This is a genomic window from Streptomyces sp. NPDC054866 (genome assembly GCF_053610745.1).
In genome coordinates, this window is record NZ_JBSGZA010000006.1 from 289593 (window position 1) to 307242 (window position 17650).

14 protein-coding genes are annotated in these 17650 nt (G+C 71.0%); 5 read left to right on the plus strand and 9 right to left on the minus strand.

Annotated elements, in window-relative coordinates; genetic code table 11:
- The first annotated feature begins 42 nt into the window (after nt 1-42).
- Nucleotides 43-2403, plus strand: a complete 2361-nt coding sequence (locus ACWGI2_RS29470) for an outer membrane protein assembly factor BamB family protein (protein ID WP_453400591.1) — start codon at nt 43-45, stop codon at nt 2401-2403.
- Between the two features lie 219 nt (nt 2404-2622).
- Here ACWGI2_RS29470 and ACWGI2_RS29475 read toward each other — a convergent pair whose 3' ends face one another.
- From ACWGI2_RS29475 to ACWGI2_RS29485, 3 genes are read right to left on the minus strand one after another with little or no spacing between them, the layout of a single operon-like run.
- Nucleotides 2623-3393, minus strand: coding sequence for an enoyl-CoA hydratase/isomerase family protein (locus ACWGI2_RS29475; RefSeq protein WP_453698575.1), 771 nt, complete (start codon nt 3391-3393; stop codon nt 2623-2625).
- Nucleotides 3390-3845, minus strand: a complete 456-nt coding sequence (locus ACWGI2_RS29480; RefSeq protein ID WP_453698576.1) for a Zn-ribbon domain-containing OB-fold protein — start codon at nt 3843-3845, stop codon at nt 3390-3392. The genes ACWGI2_RS29475 and ACWGI2_RS29480 overlap by 4 nt, the downstream gene beginning before the upstream one ends.
- A 60-nt stretch (nt 3846-3905) precedes the next feature.
- Nucleotides 3906-5057: a lipid-transfer protein gene (locus ACWGI2_RS29485; RefSeq protein ID WP_160505645.1), complete on the minus strand. Its 1152-nt coding sequence runs from the start codon at nt 5055-5057 to the stop codon at nt 3906-3908.
- A gap of 126 nt (nt 5058-5183) precedes the next feature.
- Here ACWGI2_RS29485 and ACWGI2_RS29490 point away from each other — a divergent pair, with 126 nt between their 5' ends.
- A complete protein-coding gene (locus ACWGI2_RS29490; RefSeq protein WP_453698577.1) occupies nt 5184-6788 on the plus strand; it encodes a FadD3 family acyl-CoA ligase in 1605 nt (534 codons plus the stop codon).
- Between the two features lie 4 nt (nt 6789-6792).
- Here the strand turns inward: ACWGI2_RS29490 and ACWGI2_RS29495 are convergent, their stop codons facing one another.
- A complete protein-coding gene (locus ACWGI2_RS29495; protein ID WP_453400587.1) occupies nt 6793-7167 on the minus strand; it encodes a VOC family protein in 375 nt (124 codons plus the stop codon).
- 64 nt (nt 7168-7231) lie between these two features.
- On the minus strand, nt 7232-7864 hold the full coding sequence (locus ACWGI2_RS29500; RefSeq protein ID WP_453698579.1) for an NAD(P)-binding domain-containing protein: 633 nt from the start codon (nt 7862-7864) through the stop codon (nt 7232-7234).
- Between ACWGI2_RS29500 and ACWGI2_RS29505 the strand changes: the two genes are divergently transcribed.
- Both ACWGI2_RS29505 and ACWGI2_RS29510 read left to right on the plus strand, forming a co-directional pair.
- Nucleotides 7840-8253: a MerR family transcriptional regulator gene (locus tag ACWGI2_RS29505; protein WP_453698581.1), complete on the plus strand. Its 414-nt coding sequence runs from the start codon at nt 7840-7842 to the stop codon at nt 8251-8253. The genes ACWGI2_RS29500 and ACWGI2_RS29505 overlap by 25 nt on opposite strands.
- Before the next feature lie 93 nt (nt 8254-8346).
- The gene (locus ACWGI2_RS29510; RefSeq protein WP_453698583.1) at nt 8347-9330 is read left to right on the plus strand and encodes an alpha/beta fold hydrolase; all 984 of its coding nucleotides are present in this window, start codon (nt 8347-8349) and stop codon (nt 9328-9330) included.
- Between the two features lie 56 nt (nt 9331-9386).
- Here ACWGI2_RS29510 and ACWGI2_RS29515 read toward each other — a convergent pair whose 3' ends face one another.
- Both ACWGI2_RS29515 and ACWGI2_RS29520 read right to left on the minus strand, forming a co-directional pair.
- Nucleotides 9387-9932 carry a hypothetical protein gene (locus tag ACWGI2_RS29515; RefSeq protein WP_453698585.1) on the minus strand — a complete coding sequence of 182 codons (546 nt, stop codon included), beginning with the start codon at nt 9930-9932 and terminating at the stop codon, nt 9387-9389.
- A gap of 145 nt (nt 9933-10077) precedes the next feature.
- A complete protein-coding gene (locus tag ACWGI2_RS29520; protein ID WP_453698587.1) occupies nt 10078-10698 on the minus strand; it encodes a DJ-1/PfpI family protein in 621 nt (206 codons plus the stop codon).
- A gap of 422 nt (nt 10699-11120) precedes the next feature.
- Here ACWGI2_RS29520 and ACWGI2_RS29525 point away from each other — a divergent pair, with 422 nt between their 5' ends.
- A complete protein-coding gene (locus ACWGI2_RS29525) occupies nt 11121-11969 on the plus strand; it encodes an endonuclease domain-containing protein (RefSeq protein WP_453698589.1) in 849 nt (282 codons plus the stop codon).
- A gap of 2222 nt (nt 11970-14191) precedes the next feature.
- Here ACWGI2_RS29525 and ACWGI2_RS29530 read toward each other — a convergent pair.
- Nucleotides 14192-14377, minus strand: a complete 186-nt coding sequence (locus tag ACWGI2_RS29530) for a sigma-like protein (protein ID WP_160505635.1) — start codon at nt 14375-14377, stop codon at nt 14192-14194.
- Between the two features lie 257 nt (nt 14378-14634).
- The gene (locus ACWGI2_RS29535; protein ID WP_453698591.1) at nt 14635-17586 is read right to left on the minus strand and encodes an AfsR/SARP family transcriptional regulator; all 2952 of its coding nucleotides are present in this window, start codon (nt 17584-17586) and stop codon (nt 14635-14637) included.
- Nucleotides 17587-17650 lie beyond the last annotated feature (64 nt).

The window sequence follows — 17650 nt, forward strand, 5'->3', positions numbered from 1 at the left end:
GCCGCTCATACGGCGCCCGCGTACGGGGAGGTGGCAGGGCAAGTGGTGGATCAGCTGACGCAGCACGATCCGAGGCGGATCGGCCCGTTCGAGGTGCTCGGCCGGCTCGGAGCCGGTGGCATGGGCCTTGTCTACCTCGCGCGCTCCGCGTCAGGGCGGCGCGTGGCGATCAAGACGGTCAGGACCGAGCTCGCCGAGGACCAGCTGTTCCGTGTCCGCTTCACGCGCGAGGTCGAGGCGGCACGGGCCGTGTCCGGTTTCTATACGGCCGCCGTCGTGGACGCCGACCCGCGCGCGGCCGTGCCGTGGCTGGCCACCGCCTACGTGCCCGCTCCCTCGCTCGAAGAAATAGTGAATGAGCACGGGCCGCTGCCCACCCAGGCCGTGCGCTGGCTCGCGGCCGGCGTCGCCGAGGCCCTGGAGTCCATCCACGGCGCGGGCCTCGTCCACCGTGACCTCAAGCCGTCGAACGTCCTCGTGGTGGAGGACGGCCCCCGCGTGATCGACTTCGGCATCGCGTCCGGCGTCTCCAACACCCGCCTGACCATGACGAACGTCGCCGTGGGCACACCCGCGTACATGTCGCCCGAGCAGGCGAAGGACTCACGCAGCGTCACCGGCGCCAGTGACGTCTTCTCGCTCGGCTCGATGCTCGTCTTCGCCGCCACCGGGCACGCGCCCTTCCACGGGGCGAACCCCGTGGAGACCGTCTTCATGCTCCTCCGCGAAGGCCCTGACCTGGAGGGACTCCCGGACGAGCTGCGTCCGCTCATCGAGACGTGCATGCAGATGGAGGCGGTCCTGCGGCCCAGCCCCGCCGACCTCCAGGCCCAGCTCGCCCCGCACCTCTTCGCATCCGAGAGCGAGGACGGCGACAGCGGCACCGCCTCCGCGTGGCTGCCGGAGCGGGCCGTCGCGCTGATCGAGGCCCGCAGAGGCGGCCGCCCGCCCGCACGGGCCGCGCTCGCCTCCTCCGGCCGCAGCGGCGGCCGCGGTGGCGCCCCCGCCGTCGCACCGCCCCCTCCGCAGCACGCGCCGCCGGTCCCGCCGACGCAGCCGCCGCCCTTCGGAGGCGTGCCGGACGCCGGTCCCGTGCACCTCGCGGGGGCGAAGGTGCCGATCGGTCCGGGACCGCGGGTGGCCGACGCACGCGCCGCCGCCGTAAGCCTGCCGCCCACCGACAGCGGGCTCGCCGCCTCCTGGTCGCGGTCCAAGGCCGCGGTGAACGGCGCCGACCCCGTCGTGCCCGCCCCTACCGCCGCGCCGGACGCGGGGGCCGCGTGGCGGCCGTGGCGCTTCCGGATGTCGAACGACGTGTGGGGTACGCCCGCCGTGGCGGGGAACCTCGTCTACGTCACGTCCTTCGAGGTCCACGCCCTGGACGTCGGCACGGGCCGCCGCAGCTTCAAGACGCGGGATGTCGCCTGGTCCATGGCGGTCGCCGACGGACGTATCCACGCCTCCGACGGCCCCACGCTCTACGCCCTCGACGGCGCCGACGGCACCGACCTGTGGCGCCTGAACACCGACGCCTGGGTGTACTCCCTGCAAGCCGACCGCGGCACCGTCGTCACCGGGACGCGCGGCGGCGGCGTACAGGCCTGGGAGGCCGCGAACGGCGAGAAGCTCTGGGAGATCGCCGGGGCCCAGACCGACTTCGAGACCCCCGAGGCGGGCCCCGTCGTCCACGACGGCACGGTCTACGTCTGGCAGAACGCGCGCCTGCGCGCCCTGGAGGCCCGCACGGGCGACGAGCGGTGGTCGTACCCCATCGGCGACGCGGCCTCCTGCGGCGGCGTGCCGGTGCGCCTCGCGCCCGCTCCGGACGGGTACGTGTACGTGTCCGCGGGGTCCCGTGTCCTGGCCATCGACGTGGCCGCGGGCCATGTCCGCTGGCACTTCGAGGCGCCCGCGGCGTTCCTGTGCCCGCCCGCGTTCGCGCCGGGTCCTGCCGTCACCGGCGGTGGCGTGTACCTGGCGGACTACCTCGGAACCGTGTACGCCCTCGACGCCACGGACGGCCGTGACCGGTGGCGTATCGCCACGGAGTCCCGGGCGTCGATCGAGCCGGTCCTGGTCGCCGACGGCCACGTCCACGTGGGCAGCGGCAAGGGGCTCTACACGCTGGACGCGGTGACGGGCACGCCGAAGTGGCGGTTCCAGGCGGGAGGCGAGGTCGTCGGCACGCCGGTCGTGGCCGACCGGCGGATCCACTTCGGCTCGACGGACCACCTGCTGTACACGCTGAAGGCGGACGACGGCCGCCTGCGCTGGAAGCTGGCCACGGGCGGCGAGATCACCGGGGCGCCGGTGGTGCGGGACGGCGTCGTGTACGCGTGCAGCAAGGACCGGTGCGTTTACGCGCTGGACGCGGAGCGGGGGACTGGGACCGCGCGGTCCTAGCGGGCCTGGGTGCTTCTCGGGTGCGGGCCGTGTCTGATCTGCGCCGCCGCTCCGCGGCGGATCTCTCCCGCCCACCCACCCGTTTGCCCCGCATCGTGACGGCCGTCGCACCAGCTCTGGAAGGGGCTCCGGACGGCGGCCGTCCACTCGTGACGTTACGCCGAGTGCGTGAACCGCGCGAGGCGGCGGTTTGACTGGCTCACCCGGTGCGGGAGCCGATCACCTGGTGCGGAAGCCGGGGCTACGCTCCGTGAACAGCCCCGCCTGCCGCTCCGGGGGCAGGTTGCCGAGTGCGATGAGGTGCGGCGCCTGGGCCAGGGCCTGGGTGCGGGCGGCCTCTTTCGCCGACCAGAGCGCGCGTACGGTGCCCTGGACCGGCTCGGTCGGGTACGAGGCGATGACCTCGGCCGCGTGGGTCGCCGCCGCCAACAGTCCCTCGGGCGAGGTGAGTTCGGAGACAAGCCCCGTCTCGTACGCCCGGCGCGCCGATATCCGCTCGGCCGTACCCATCAGGGACATCCTGGCAACCTCGCCCAGCGGCATGCGCTGGGCCATGAGGATCGCCTCGTACGCGCTGACCATGCCGTACGTGGTGTGCGGGTCGAAGAACGTGGCGTGATCCGCGGCGATGACGAACTCCGCCTCGCCCAGTAGATAGAAGGCGCCGCCGCAGGCCATGCCGTTGACGGCGGCGATGACCGGCTTCCACAGGTCATTGGCCTTGGGGCCGATGGAGAGGAGCGGATCGTCCATCGAATAGGGGGAGCCGGGCTGCGGTACGTCCGTGTCACGGTCGATGCCCGTGCAGAACGCCTTCTCCCCGGCTCCGGTGAGGACGATCGCCCGCACGGTGTCGTCGAAGCGGAACTCCCGCCAGGCGGTGGTGAGTTGGGCGGACATGTCGGGGTCGATGGCGTTGTGGCGGGCGGGGCGGTCGAGGGTGACGACCGCTACGCCCGTGTCCTTCTCGATCGCCGTACGCACGCTCATGGCCGCTCCAGGAGCCAGCGGGGCATCGCGATCCCGTCCACGTCGGTGAACGAGACCTGCACCTTCGCGCCGATGCGGAGGCGGTCGGGGTCGACGGAGTTCAGCGGGGCGTCCGGCGCGGCGACGAGGTTGCCGACCAGGCGGATGCGGGGGGCGTCGGCCAGCTCGACGATGATCGCGTTGTACGGGGCGTTTGCCGCGTACGCGGGGAGCAGGGGTGGGTGCGGCCTTACGTAGGACCAGATGCGCCCCCTGCCACTCATGCGGCGCCACTCGCTGTCGAAGGACTGGCAGTGGGGGCAGCAGGGCCTGGGCGGGAACCTCAGCTCACCGCAGGCGGTGCAGGCTTGTACACGGAGTTCGCCCTGGGCGGCGTACTCCCAGAAGGGGGCGCCGTCCGTGTCGATGGTGGGGGACAGCAGGGGCTCGGTCTCTGTCGTCGCGTCTGCCATGTGGCTGGCCTCTTTCGGCTGCGGGTTCGTCGTGGCTTGTCGCGCAGTTCCCCGCGCCCCTTATGGGGCCCGGAGTAGTACCGCCGACGTCGGCACTCCCTCGCCCGCCGTGACCAAACACGTGGCTGCGTTCGGCACCTGCGCCGTGCTCGTGCCCCTCAGCTGCTTCACGCCCTCGTTGATGAGGTTGAAGCCGTGGACGTACGCCTCGCTCAGGCCGCCGCCCCCGGTGTTGATCGGCAGGCGGCCGCCGCTCTCCAGTGCGCCGCCCTCCGTGAACGCGCCGCCCTCGCCCCGGCCGCAGAAGCCGTAGCCCTCCAGGGAGAGCGGGATCAGGGGGGTGAACGCGTCGTAGATCTGGGCCACGTCCACGTCCTCCGGGGCGAAGTCCGCCTGCTTCCAGAGGTGGCGGGCCGCCGTCCAGGCCGGGCCCGTCAGCGGGTCGTCGTTCCAGTAGTTGACCATCCCGTGGTGCTGCGCGGGCAGCCCCTGGGCGACGGAGTGGACGTACACGGGCTTCTGCCGGCAGTCGCGTGCCCGTTCGGCGGACACGATGACGCACGCCAACGCGCCGTCTGTCTCAAGGCAGTTGTCGAAGAGGCAGAGTGGCTCGCTGATCCAGCGTGAGGACATGTACATCTCGCGGGTCAGCGGGCGTTCGTACATCATCGCGGCGGGATTCTGGTTCGCCCGGTTCCTGCACGCGAGGGCGACGTTGAAGAGGTGGTCGCGGGTCGCCCCGTACTCGTGCATGTAGCGGCGCGCCAGCATCCCGATCTCGTCCGCCGGGCGGAGGAGGCCGAAGGGGCGTGTCCACTGGGCGGGCGTGGGGAGTTGGACCGCCGTGTTCTTCCAGGGGCGTGGTCCGCTGCCGCGCTTGCGGGAGCGCCAGGCGATGCCGACGCTCGCCTGTCCGGTGGCGACGGCGGCGGCGAGGTGGGCGATGGTGGCGCAGGATCCGCCGCCCCCGAAGCCGACCTTGCTGAAGAAGGTCACGTCGCCCGCGCCGATCGCCTTGGCGACCTCGACCTCGTCCGTCTCCTCCATCGTGTACGAGGCGAAGGCGTCGACCTCGGACGGGGCGATGCCCGCGTCGTCGAGCGCGGCGACGATCGCCCGGCAGGCCAACGTCTTCTCGTCCTCGGGCAGTTGTTTCGCGAACGCGGTCTGCCCGATCCCGACTATCGCTGTAGCGTCTTTGAGTGAAGCCATGGGCAACGACACCTCCGCGAGTGGCGAGGCTCCAGGGCTTCGCCATACGTCGTCCCGACTGCTGACAGCGCGTCAGGTTACAGCTAATCTGACGGATAGTCAGCTACTGCGGCGGAGGGGCTTGCGATGCGCGGCGACCTGGAGTGGGGCAGCATCCCGGGACTTGTCCGGGCGGCGGCCGAGAGGTTCGGAGACCGGGAGGCGGTCGTCGAGGGCCGCACCCGCATCTCGTACGCGGAGCTCGGCCGGCGCGTGGAGCGGGCCGCCGCCGCGTGCATGGCGAATGGGGTCAACTCGGGTGACAGAGTGGCTGTCTGGGCCCCGAACACTCTGGACTGGATCGTCTCGGCGCTGGGCGCGGTGTCGGCGGGCGCGGTCCTCGTCCCCCTCAACACCCGCTTCAAGGGCGCAGAGGCGGCCTACGTCCTGCAACGCAGCCGCGCGAAGCTGCTCTTCGTGACGGGCACGTTCCTCGGTACGTCGTACGTAGCCTCGCTGCGGCGCGCGACGGTGGAGGGGAAGGGGGAGGGCCCGCTGCCAGGCCTCCCGCACCTGGAGCAGGTGGTGGTCCTCTCGGACGACGCCCCGGAGGACTTCCGGACCTGGAAGGACTTCGTGGCCAGCGGCGACGGGGTGAGCGGCGCCGACGTACGGGAGCGCGCGGACGGGGTGGACGGCGCGGCACCCTCGGACATCATCTACACCTCAGGCACGACGGGCCGCCCCAAGGGCGCGGTCATCACGCACGCCCAGACCCTGCGCTGTTACGGCATCTGGAGCGAGCTCGCGGGCTTGCGAGAAGGCGACCGCTACCTCATCGTCAACCCCTTCTTCCACACCTTCGGCTACAAGGCGGGGATCATCGCCTGCCTGATGCGCGGCGCGACGATGATCCCGCAGCCGGTCTTCAACGTGGACACGGTCCTCGCGAACGTGGCGGCGGAACGCATCTCGGTACTCCCCGGCCCGCCCACCCTCCACCAGTCCCTCCTGGACCACCCGTCCCGCGACCAGCACGACCTCTCCGCCCTGCGCCTGGTGGTGACGGGCGCGGCGGTGGTCCCCCTGCAACTGGTCGAGCGCCTGCGCACCGAGCTGCACATCGCCACGGTCCTGACGGCGTACGGCCTCTCCGAGGCGAGCGGCATCGTCACGATGTGCCGCCAGGGAGACGCCGCGCAGGTCATCGCCTCGACCTCGGGCCGGGCCATACCGGACACGGAGGTGCGGGTGGTGAGCCCAGGCGGCGAGGAGCTCTCACCGGGCCACCCGGGAGAGATCCTGGTCCGTGGACACAACGTCATGCAAGGCTACTTCGAGGACCCGGCGGAGACGAAGAAGGCGGTCACGCCGGGCGGCTGGCTGCGGACGGGCGATGTCGGGGTCCTGGACGACGCGGGCAACCTCCGCATCACGGACCGTATCAAGGACATGTTCATCGTCGGCGGATTCAACGCCTACCCCGCGGAGATAGAGCAACTCATAGGCGTGCACCCGCAGGTGGCGGACGTGGCGGTGATCGGAGTACCGGACCCGAGGCTCGGCGAGGTCGGCAAGGCGTACGTGGTGCGCCGACCGGGGGCGGTCCTTACGGCGGACGACCTGATCGCGTGGTCGCGCCGCGAAATGGCGAACTACAAGGTCCCCAGGGAGGTCGAGTTCGTGACGGAGCTGCCGAGGAACGCGAGCGGGAAGGTCCTCAAGCGCGAACTGCGGGGCCGCAGGCCATAGTTGCCTACTGCTCCCGCTCGGCGGTACTGCGCTCGACGCAGAACTCATTGCCCTCCAGGTCACTGAGGGTGACCCAGCCACGCCCATCGGGCACGCGATGATCCCCAACGACCTTGGCGCCGAGCTTCACGAGCCGCTCGACTTCTTCGTCGCGGGTACGGTCCTGCGGCTGAAGGTCGACGTGCACGCGATTCTTGACGGTCTTGGCGTCGGGCACGGTCACGAAGAGCAGGGTGATGCCGTCGGCCTCGACGAGGGCTTCGGGGTCACCGGGAGAGTCTTCGTCGGAGACCTTCCCGCCGAGCACCTCGGCCCAGAAGGTGCCCTGACGGTAGGCGTCGGAACAGTCAAAGGTGAGGTGGCGCACAAGAGAGGTCATGCGCGGCACTATCGGCGAGGAACGCGGGGCCTGTCCAACGAGTTTCCGACTCCCGCGTACGGGGTCACACGGGCCAGGGGCTGCCTCCAGGGGGCTGCCCAATCCCCTCCTGAACGGTCTTTCTGAATGTGTCAGCCGGACTTCTTGAAGACCTCGTAGAGGGAAAGGTAGTTGTCGGACCCATGGCCCTCGGCGACCACGCGTTCGGCGAATTCGGCCGCCGGCACGTTCGCAGAGCCGACGAGGGCGGTGGCGTGGCCCCGGGCTGCCCCACGAGGTACGGCGGCACCATGATCGCCCCGTCGAGGTACGAGGCGCCGCGCTCGGTGGCCCAGGCGAGGGCGGCGTGGGCCTGGGCGGGGGTGCCGGAGTTGAGGTTGACGAGGGCGCGGCCATGGAGGGCGTCACTGCTGGGGTGGTCGGCGAAGAACTCGTAGAGGGTCTTGTAGTCCTTGAGGCATACGAGGGTGAGGGGGCTGGCGTCGACGGCATCGGCGACCGTGGCGGCGCGCCGCGCACCCTTGGCGACGAGTGGGTCGGCCTTCTCCGGGGTGCGGTTCCAGACGGTGAGGGGGTGGCCCTGGGCGAGGAGCGCTTCGGCGAGGGCGATGCCCATGGGGCCGAGGTCGATGAGGGTAACGGGATTGGGCTGGGCGGGAGTTGGTGCGGGAGATGCTGAGCTCTGTGCTGCTGTCACGAGGGGGATTGTCCCGGCGGACCGGAGTGAGCGAACGGCTCCTTCGCTACTACGAGGAGCAGGACCTGCTGCGGCCACTGCGGCGGCCGAGCGGCTATCGCGAGTACGGCGAGGAAGACGTCCGCACGGTGCGCAGCATCTGCACCCTCCTTGCCGCGGGCCTCAACACGAGAGTGATCGCGGAACTCCTTCCCTGTATGTACGTCGACGGGGAGGGGGACCAACTGGCTCCCGCGTGCCCCGGCATGCTGCCCGACCTGGAGCGGGAGGGTGCGCGGATCGACGCGGAGGAGCTGGAGGCGTGCGACGGGGTGGACGGGCCCGTGGTCGGTTCCGTGGGCGGTTCCGTTGGTGGTGCTGCGGGCGGTCCTGTGACGGCCGTGGGCTGAGCCATTTGCCGATCCGGCAAAGTTCCTCGCGGGCGGGGGAGGGGTGGGCCCAGGATCATGGCGTACGACGTATCCAGTGATCCGGGAGGAAACATGCCGCACCCCACGCAGCACCACCGACTCGTGGACGTCCCCGGCGGCCGGATCCACCTGGTGGAGCAGGGCACCGGCCCGCTCGTCCTCCTCGTCCACGGCTTCCCCGAGTCCTGGTACTCGTGGCGCCACCAGCTCCCGGTCCTCGCCGAGGCGGGCTTCCGCGCGGTGGCGATCGACGTGCGCGGCTACGGGCGCTCGTCGAAGCCGCGTGAGGTGGAGGCGTACCGGATGCTGGCGCACGTCGCCGACAACGTAGGGGTGGTGCGGGCCCTGGGCGCCGAGACCGCGACGATCGTGGGCCACGACTGGGGCTCGGGCATCGCGGCCAACTCGGCGCTGCTCAGGCCGGACGTGTTCACGGCGGTGGGGTTGCTGAGCGTTCCGTACGCGCCTCGGGGCGGCCCCCGCCCCACGGACGCGTTCGCCCGGATCGGCGGTGAGGCGGATGAGTTCTACGTCAGCTACTTCCAGGAGCAGGGGAGGGCGGAGGCCGAGATCGAGCCGGATGTGCGGGGCTGGCTCGCGGGGTTCTACGCGGGCCTGTCGGCGGACACGATGCCGTCGTCTCCCGACGCCCCGAGCCTCCATTTCGTACCCAGGGGCGGGCGGATGTCGGACCGCTTCGTGGCCGCAGGGGGACTGGCCTCGCTCCCCTCCTGGCTGACGGAGGCAGATCTGGACGTCTACGCGGCGGAGTTCGAGCGAACGGGCCTGACCGGCGCGCTCAACCGCTACCGCAACGTCGACCGCGACTGGGAGGACCTGGCCGCGTGGGACGGAGCCCCGATCGTCCAGCCTTCGCTCTTCATCGGCGGCGACCAGGACGCGTCGACGACATGGCTGGCCGACGCGATCAAGGCGTACCCGGAGACGCTGCCCGGCCTGGTGTCCTCGCACATCCTGGAGGGGTGCGGGCATTGGGTGCAGCAGGAGCGGGCGTTCGAGGTGAACCGGCTGCTGGTGGAGTGGTTGAGGGCGTGAGGGTGTGAGGGCTTGGAGTCGTGAGGTCGTGAGGCGTTTCAACTTCAGGCCGGGCGTCAGTGGCCGGTGGGGGGCTCCATACAGCCGGTCTCCGGGAAGTGCCCGTTGGTCTTCACGCCGTAGTTGGTCGGTTGCACGAAGGCGGTGACGCAAGCGTGGTCGCCCACGTAGAGGCCGATCGACGCGCCTTCAGGCGTGACGTCTTCGCCGTTCTCGTAGCGTGAGTGCATCTCTTGCACGTCGAGCTCGCCGCCGAGCAGCTTGCCTCCGCTGGTCGTCCTTCGAACCTCGTACCCGAGCTTGTCGGTGAGCGCAGCCTTCACGCTCTCCGGGTCCCACTCCTTCTGCTGGTGGAGCCGCTTGAGGACGGGCTTCATGCGGGCGGCCTCGGCCTGGGCGGCTTCCTCGTCCGCCGGAGACATGTCGCCGGGGCGGCGGTAGGCGTTGTTGTCACCGTTGTGGGGCGCGCCGTCGACGACGCCGGGTTCGGCGTACGGGGAAGGGCTGGAGGTTGAGGTTGCGGTGGAGGCGGCGGTGGTGTCACCGGGCCGCTGCTCGCCGCAGCCGGATGCCAGGGCGGCGCCTACGAGAAGAGCAGACATCGCAACGCCGAGGCGCCGCCGCCGAGTTGAGGCGGCCGGGCGGGCCGCGCAGGCCATGCAGAACATACGGACCATGGCGATGACTCTGCCACGGCTGCGCGACGCGGCGCACGGTCCGCTCGGGACACGGCTAGGACACGGCCTGCTAGAACATGGACTGCGCCCGGAACTTCTCCACCAGGGCGGCGGGGGCCTTCTCCGGGGAGCCGGCGTCGTACGGGGGCTGGGGGTCGTACTCGATGAGCAGCTGTACGGTCTGCGCGTGCTCGTCGCCCGCGATCTTCCCGGCGAGGGTGAGGCCCATGTCGATCCCGGCGGAGACGCCCGCGCCGGTGACGTACTTCCCGTCGAAGACGACGCGCTGCCCGGTGGACTCGACCCCGAACTGCTTGATCTGGTCGAGCGCCAGCCAATGGGACGTGGCGCGACGACCGTTGAGGAGCCCGGCGGCCGCGAGGATGAGGGAGCCGGTGCAGACGGAGGTGGTCCAGGTGGTGGTGGCGTCGACGGTGCGCAGCCAGTCGAGGACGGCTTCGTTCTCGAGATCGGGCTCCGGACTTCCCGGTACGACGACGATGTCCGGGCTGCTGACCTCGGCGAGGGACTTCGTGGCGACGAGGGAGAGGGCGCGGGTGTCGTCGAGGACGGGACCGGCTTGCTCGGCGACGAAGACGACTTCGGCGCCGGGCAGGCTCGCGAGGGTCTGGAAGGGGCCTATCGCGTCGAGGACGGTGAACTTGTCGTAGAGGAGGATCGCGATCTGCATGGGGGTCCCTTCCCGTATGCGGTACCGGAGTTGGTAGGTGCGGGCCGCGGGCCGGCGTCCTGCCCGCGGCTCAAGTCTTGTGTCGCGCCCGGATGCCCGCAATGACGAGTGGCCCACCTTTTCTGCCAGGCGGGGGCGGCCAGCGAACGTGTGGTTATCCACAGGGGCGCAGATATCCACAGGCTGATACGCGTGACGCCGAAGTGCGGCAACCTGGGGCGATGGGGGGTTCGAGGGAGCCGCGAGGTGCGAGGAAGTGGGGTGGGCTGCGGGAGTTGGCCGTGGAGGGGGTGTTGCTCACGTGTTGGGCCAGGGAGGCGGGCTGGCCGAGGAGCACGCTGTCCAGAAGCCTGGCCGCCGAGGGGTGGACACGCATTCCGGGGGGTGGCTGGGCGGAGCCCGGGCGTGCGGTTGATCTGGCGGTGCGTCTCTGGGCCGGGCAGTTGACGATGCCGGGCCTGGTGGCGAGCCACCGGTCGGCGGCGGTGCTGTGGCGCATCCAAGTACTGAGGGAGGAGCTGGAGTTCACCGATCCGCAGGGAACCCGCCGCAAGAGGGGCGCCCACGTCTACTGGCGTCCTCTGCCGCCCGCCGAGGTCACTGTGGTGGGGGATCTCCGGGTGACGACGGTCGCGCGTACGTTGGCGGATCTGCTGCGGGGTGGCTCGCGGGAGGAGGCCCTGGTGGCGCTCGACTCGGCGCTGAGCAGCCGCCGTTACGGGGGCCGCTGCTGGCGGGGCCCACTGATCGGCGGCCTCGACACGGTGGCCGCGGCTCTGGATTCCCCGCCGGTGGCGGGGGCGGCGAGGGCGCGTCGGTGGCTGGAGTTGGCTGACCCGGGGGCGGGCTCACCGGCGGAGACGGTCGCCCGGCTCCGGATGAGGGACGCGGGGCTGCGCCCGGAGACCCAGGCAAGGATCTTGACCCAGTCCGGCCGCCTACTGCGCCCGGACTTCTTCTTCCGCGGGGAGGGCGTGGTGGTCGAGATCGAGGGCTACGCCTACCACGGCACCCGCGAGGCCCACCGCCGTGACCTGGCCCGCTACAACGACCTCGCGTCGTGCCCCGAGGTAAGGCTGGTACTGCGCTTCGGCGCCGAGGAGATCTTCAACGCACCGGAGGCATTCGTGGAGAGGGTGCGGGCGGCGGTGGCAGGTGTGGGCAGGGCCGGGGGCTTCGGTTCACCGGGGTGGGGTGGTGACCGGGGCCGCCGGGTGCTCGGGAGTGTGGCGGTTTCGGCGGCGGTGGCGGGCGGCTCGGCAGGTGTCTGACCCGGCGGGGCCGGGGGCTTCGGTTCACCGGGGTGGGGTGGTGACCGGGGCCGCCCGGTACTCCGGAGTGTGGCGGTTCCGGCGGCGCAGTAAAGGGCGCTCCTACGTCGCGTCGGCTACGCCGATTCCGCTCCGCTCCACCCTTGACTGCCCCACCTCCACCGCAGGAGCTTTTGTTGACCGGGCGGCCCAGGAAGGGGGCGTAGGGGAGGCTTGAGGGACTCTTCGGTCTCCTGCCATCTGCGGACTGGTTCTTCCGGGGCGAGCGTCACGGGGAATCGGGGCTGCCCGGCCGATCGGCTCGGCTTCGGGGGTGGGGCCGGGTCTCCTGCCGGGTGCGGACTGGTTCTTCCGGGGCGGGCGTCACGGGGTCAGGGGCTGTCCGGCCGAGCGGCCCAGCTCCGGCGGCGGTGACGGGTCTCCTGCCGAGTGCGGACTGGCTCTTCCGGGGCGCGCGTCACGGGATCGGGGTCTGCCCGGCCGACCGGTCCAGCTCCGGCGGCGGTGACAGGTCTTCCTGCCGGGTGCGGACTGGTTCTTCTGATGCGGAAGCCAGGCGATGCTCCTCGACCCGGTCGGCTCGGCTCCGGAGATGGGAGCACGTCTCGCTGCCGGGTGCGGACTGGAGCTACTGGCGTGAGCCTCACGAAAAGAGAACACGCGGCCTTGGCAGGTGGCGATGGCGACGATGAAGACGACGAAGGGGGGATGACAGGGGCGGGCGTGATGGGTGTGACTTGATTTGGCACCGAGGGCAGTCACATATCGGTCATCTTGCGCACCCGGAGGGGTATTTGGGGAGTGAATGCAGAAAAGTCCCATGCACTGGTGGCTGGGTGGCGTGTCGTGGGATTCTCTTGCGTTCCACGCTCTGGACCGGCCCGGTCCGGCCCACAGTCGGTGACGATGAAGTGGCTCGAACGGGCGAGGCGAGCTAGCAGAGTGCCGCGACGCGCTTCTTAGACCCCGCATAAGCCGGTCCGCTCCCGGCAGCGAAACCAGCCCCCGCCCCGGGAGTTGAGCCGATTGGCCGGGCCACACGTCTTCTCCCGTGAGACTCACGCGAGAGGAGCCGGTCCGCACCCGGCAGTAAACCCTCCCCGTCTCCGGAGTTGCCGACCGGCCGGGCCGCACGTCATCTCCGTGAGGCTCACGCCAGAAGCTCCAGTCCGCACCCGGCAGCGAAACCCGCCCCCGCCCCGGAGTTGATCCGGTCGTCCGGGTCGAGCAGCACCGCCTGGCTTCCACCCCAGAAGAACCAGTCCGCACTCGGCAGGAAGACCTGTCACCGCCGCCGGAGCTGGACCGGTCGGCCGGGCAGACCCCGATCCCCGTGACGCGCGCCCCGGAAGAACCAGTCCGCACCCGCCGCTAAAACCCGCCCCCATCCCCGAACCCAAGCCGATCGGCCGGGCAGCCCCTGACTCCGTGTCGCTCGCCCCAGAAGAACCAGTCCGCACCCGGCAAGCGACCCGTCACCGCCGCCGGAGCTGGGCCGGTCGGCCGGGCAGTCCCAATCTCTCGTGACGCCCGCTCCGGAAGAACCAGTCCGCACCCGGCAGGAGACCCGTCCCCACCTCCGAAGCCGAGCCGGTCGGCCGGGCGGTCCCGATCCCCCGTGACGCTCGCCCCGGAAGAGCCAGTCCGCACCCGGCAGGAGACCCGTCCCCACCTCCGAAGCCGAGCCGGTCGGCCGGACAGCCCCTGACCCCGTGACGCCCGCCCCGGAAGAACCAGTCCGCACCCGGCAGGAGACCCGGCCCCACCCCCGAAGCCGAGCCGGTCGGCCGGGCAGCCCCGATTCCCCGTGACGCTCGCCCCGGAAGAACCAGTCCGCAGATGGCAGGAGACCGAAGAGTCCCTCAAGCCTCCCCTACGCCCCCTTCCTGGGCCGCCCGGTCAACAAAAGCTCCTGCGGTGGAGGTGGGGCAGTCAAGGGTGGAGCGGAGCGGAATCGGCGTAGCCGACGCGACGTAGGAGCGCCCTTTACTGCGCCGCCGGAACCGCCACACTCCGGAGTACCGGGCGGCCCCGGTCACCACCCGACCCCGGTGAAGCGAAGCCCCCGGCCGTTCTTGGGTGCGGTCGCCGTGGGGGAGGGGTGATGCCGGCGGTGGTCCCGGCGCTGGTGGAGGCAAGTACGCATGGTGCGGACACGCGTCGACCGCGGTGGCTCCCCCTCCGCGCCACCGCGGTCGACTCCCCCGTCAGGATGTAAGTCCTCAGGCGTCCTTCGCCGGCGGGGCGGGCGTGTGGCCCTCGCCCTGCGTGGTGGCGGTGCCGTCCTTCGCCGGCGGGGCGGGCGTGTGGCCTTCGCCCTGCGTGGTGGCGGTGCCGTCCTTCGGCGGAGCAGGAGTGTGGCCTTCGCCCATGGTGGTTATGCCGGTGCTCTTGTCGATTTCGCTCATATGAGACAACTCCTAAGCTCTGGTGGGGCTTTGGGATCGGATACGCCCGTTCGGCAACTCCCCCGAGAATCGCCGAACGGGCGTAGTGGGCCGCTTACCTTATCCGTAGGGCCCGTGCGACCCGTCTGCCCCCCGACGCGACGGATCGACCCCATGAGAGTGGCAGCCACTCATAAACGTTCGATGAACGCCCCTTCGGACGTGGTCAGGTGGCGTGGTCAGTCGGCGTGGTCAGTCGGCGTGGTCAGGCGGCATGGTCAGGCAGCGGTGACCGCATCGAGAAGCTTCCTCACCTGAGCGGCTTCCGGCGCGCCCGCTTCCTCGTGGATGGCCAGCGCCTCGCGCCAGCAGGCCTGTGCACGGTCCACCTGTCCCAGGTCGACGAGAGACCTTCCCAGCAGGGTCAGGACATTGGCCCGCATCCACTCGCCACCCACGCATCCGATGGCGAGCGCCTGCTCGGAGTGCTGGGCCGCCTGCGCCGCATGGCAGTCCGCCAGATACACCTGGGCGATGCGGTAGTGCGTCGTCCCCTCCCACAGGCGCTGGCGGTTCTCGGCGAAGATCTGCAGGGCATCGTTCATCTGGTCGAGGGCTTCCGCGCGTCGATCAGCCCCGCTCAGGGCGAGCCCCAGCGCGTACTTCGCGTTGGCCAGCCGGAACGTGACCCCGAGGTCGCTGTATATGGCGATCCCCTGCCGGGCGAGGTCGATCGACTTGGTGGTGCGTCCCATCGCGAGGAGGGCCCGGGACAGGTTGCACAGGGCGCTCGCCTCGCTGTGACGGTTGCCGTCGGCGCGGAAGACCTCGATGGCCTTGCGCAAATGGGTCTCGCTCACCGCGGGCTGGTTGATGCAGTTGTTGATGATCCCCTGCTCGTTGAAAACGTTCCCGCTGGTCCACGGGTCCCCGGAGTCCAAGGCGAGCGCGGCGGCACGCTCCAGTTCGACGGCGGCATCGTCGAAACGCCCCAGTTTGTTGAGGACTTGGGCAAGGCTCACCCTCGCCCGTCCTTCGGCACGCGCGTCACCCACCGCGGCGCCGACCTCGCACGCGGCGCGCGTCGCCATCTCGTACCGGTACGAGATGGCCCCGGACTCCGCGAGGTCCTTCGCCGCGAGCAGCAGGTCCACCGCACGTCGCAGGCTTTCCTTGCTCAGCGATTGCTGGACGCACGCCAGGATGCAGGAGGCCTCCGCGTGCAGCCAGTCGAAGGCCTTGGTGCCGTCGGTGAAGGCAAGGCCGACCCGGTCGGCGCACTCCAGGTGGTCCACCGTCCGATCCCCCGGCCGCTCCAACGCATAAACCCCCGCCGCCGTAGCCAAATAAAAGTCCAACAACCGCGACATAGCCGCCCCCCGCTCACTCGGCGGCTCCTCATCCCGCTCCGCGCACGCACGCGCGTAGAGCCGGACCAGGTCGTGGTAGCGGTAGCGGCCAGGCGCCGCCGATTCCACCAGGGACGTGTCGACCAGGGACTCCAGCAGGTCCTCCGTCTCCTCCACCGGGAGGTCAAGGACCGCTGCCGCCGCCGCCAGCGAGAGGTCAGGGCCGTCCGCCAACCCCAGCAGCCTGAACGCCCGCGCCTGCGCCGGCTCCAGTTGGCCGTAGCCCAGTTCGAAGGTGGCCTTCACGGCCAGGTCGCCCGCCTGGAGTTCGTCCAGGCGCCGCCTCTCGTCCGCCAGCTTCGCGGCGAGCGTGGAGACCGTCCATGTGCGGCGGGCCGCCAGGCGGGATGCCGCGATGCGGATCGCCAGTGGCAGGAAGCCGCACGCCGCCACCACGTCCAGCGCGGCCTTCCGCTCCGACGTGACCCTCTCCTCGCCCACTATCCGCGTGAAGAGGAGCAGCGCCTCCTCGGGGCTCATCACGTCCAGGTCCACCAGGTGCGCGCCCGCCAGGTCCACCATCCGGATCCGGCTCGTCACCAGCGCCGCGCAGCCCTCCATGCCGGGCAGGAGGGGGCGTACCTGGGCCGCGTCCCTCGCGTTGTCCAGGACCACCAGGACCCTGCGGCCGTCCAGGACCGACCTGTACAGCGCCGCCCTCTCCTCCAGGGAGTCGGGGATCGCCGAGTCGGCCGTACCCAGGGCCCGCAGGAACGCGCCCAGTACCGTCTCCGGCTCCGCCGCCCTCGCGCCAGCACCCTGTAGGTCCACGTACAGCTGGCCGTCGGGGAAGTGCGAGCGCGCGACATGTGCCACGTGGACGGCCAGCGTCGTCTTGCCCACGCCGCCGATTCCCGCCAGCGCCGAGACCGCCATCACCCGGCCCTCCGCCGCCGAGAGGATCTCGCTCAGTTCGGATACGAAGGAGGCGCGGCCCGTGAAGTCCGGGACTGTCGCGGGGAGTTGGGCCGGGCGCACCACCGTCGCCGCCGGTTCCGGAGCCGCCGCCGAGGGTTCCGCCAGCGCCGGGTCCGCCTGGAGTATGCGCTGCTGGAGTTCCTTCAGGCCCGGGCGCGGGTCCACCCCCAGTTCGTCCGCCAGCAGGCGGCGCGTGTCCGCGTAGACCGCCAGTGCTTCCGCCTGGCGTCCGCTGCGGTACAGCGCCAGCATCAGGAGTTCGCGCAGGCGCTCACGCAGGGGGTGGGCCGCCGTGAGGGCCGTGAGTTCCGAGACCGCCTCCGCGTGGCAGCCGACCTCCAGGTCCATGTCCAGGCGGGATTCCAGGAGCTGGAGGCGCCACTCCTCCAGGCGCGTGCGTTCCGTTTCCGCGTACGGCCCCGGGACGTTCGCCAGGGGTTCGCCGTCCCAGAGGCTCAGCGCCTTGTTCAGCAGAGAGCGGGCCTGGCAGAGGTCGGCCACTGAGCGCGCCTTCTCCGCCTCCGCCGACAGGTCTTCCGCGAGCGCCAGGTCGAGCGCGCCGTCGGCCACCGCGATCGCGTACCCGCCCGCCTCGCTGACCAGGACCCCGGCAGGCAGCACCTTGCGCAGCCGTGACGCGTACGTACGGACCGCGGCCAGCGCCTGCGAGGGCGGTTCGTCGCCCCAGAGGGCGTCGATCAGTTCGTGCGCCGTCGCCGTGCGTCCGTCACGCAGCAGGAGCGCCGCGAGCAGGGCGCGCTGCTGCGGAGAGCCCATGGACAGCTGCTCGGCGCCGTGCCATGCGCGTACGGGGCCGAGCACGCTGAAGTGCGGTCTCAGTTCCTCGGGGGCGTTCCCCGGGGCCGGACGTCGTTGGTCCGGTACTCGCGGTACACCGTCCATCGCTCCCCCTGCTGCCCTTCCGTGCCCGGCCGTCACCGTGCCTGGTCGTGCGCGCGGGTCTGCC

Bases quoted from the DNA above. Each gene is read 5' to 3' on its own strand.
- ACWGI2_RS29475 (WP_453698575.1), bottom strand. From the start codon at position 3,393: ATGAGCGTGCGTACGGCGATCGAGAAGGACACGGGCGTAGCGGTCGTC.
- ACWGI2_RS29480 (WP_453698576.1), bottom strand. From the start codon at position 3,845: ATGGCAGACGCGACGACAGAGACCGAGCCCCTGCTGTCCCCCACCATC.
- ACWGI2_RS29485 (WP_160505645.1), bottom strand. From the start codon at position 5,057: ATGGCTTCACTCAAAGACGCTACAGCGATAGTCGGGATCGGGCAGACC.
- ACWGI2_RS29490 (WP_453698577.1), top strand. From the start codon at position 5,184: ATGCGCGGCGACCTGGAGTGGGGCAGCATCCCGGGACTTGTCCGGGCG.
- ACWGI2_RS29495 (WP_453400587.1), bottom strand. From the start codon at position 7,167: ATGACCTCTCTTGTGCGCCACCTCACCTTTGACTGTTCCGACGCCTAC.
- ACWGI2_RS29505 (WP_453698581.1), top strand. From the start codon at position 7,840: ATGCTGAGCTCTGTGCTGCTGTCACGAGGGGGATTGTCCCGGCGGACC.
- ACWGI2_RS29510 (WP_453698583.1), top strand. From the start codon at position 8,347: ATGCCGCACCCCACGCAGCACCACCGACTCGTGGACGTCCCCGGCGGC.
- ACWGI2_RS29515 (WP_453698585.1), bottom strand. From the start codon at position 9,932: ATGTCTGCTCTTCTCGTAGGCGCCGCCCTGGCATCCGGCTGCGGCGAG.
- ACWGI2_RS29520 (WP_453698587.1), bottom strand. From the start codon at position 10,698: ATGCAGATCGCGATCCTCCTCTACGACAAGTTCACCGTCCTCGACGCG.
- ACWGI2_RS29530 (WP_160505635.1), bottom strand. From the start codon at position 14,377: ATGAGCGAAATCGACAAGAGCACCGGCATAACCACCATGGGCGAAGGC.
- ACWGI2_RS29535 (WP_453698591.1), bottom strand. From the start codon at position 17,586: ATGGACGGTGTACCGCGAGTACCGGACCAACGACGTCCGGCCCCGGGG.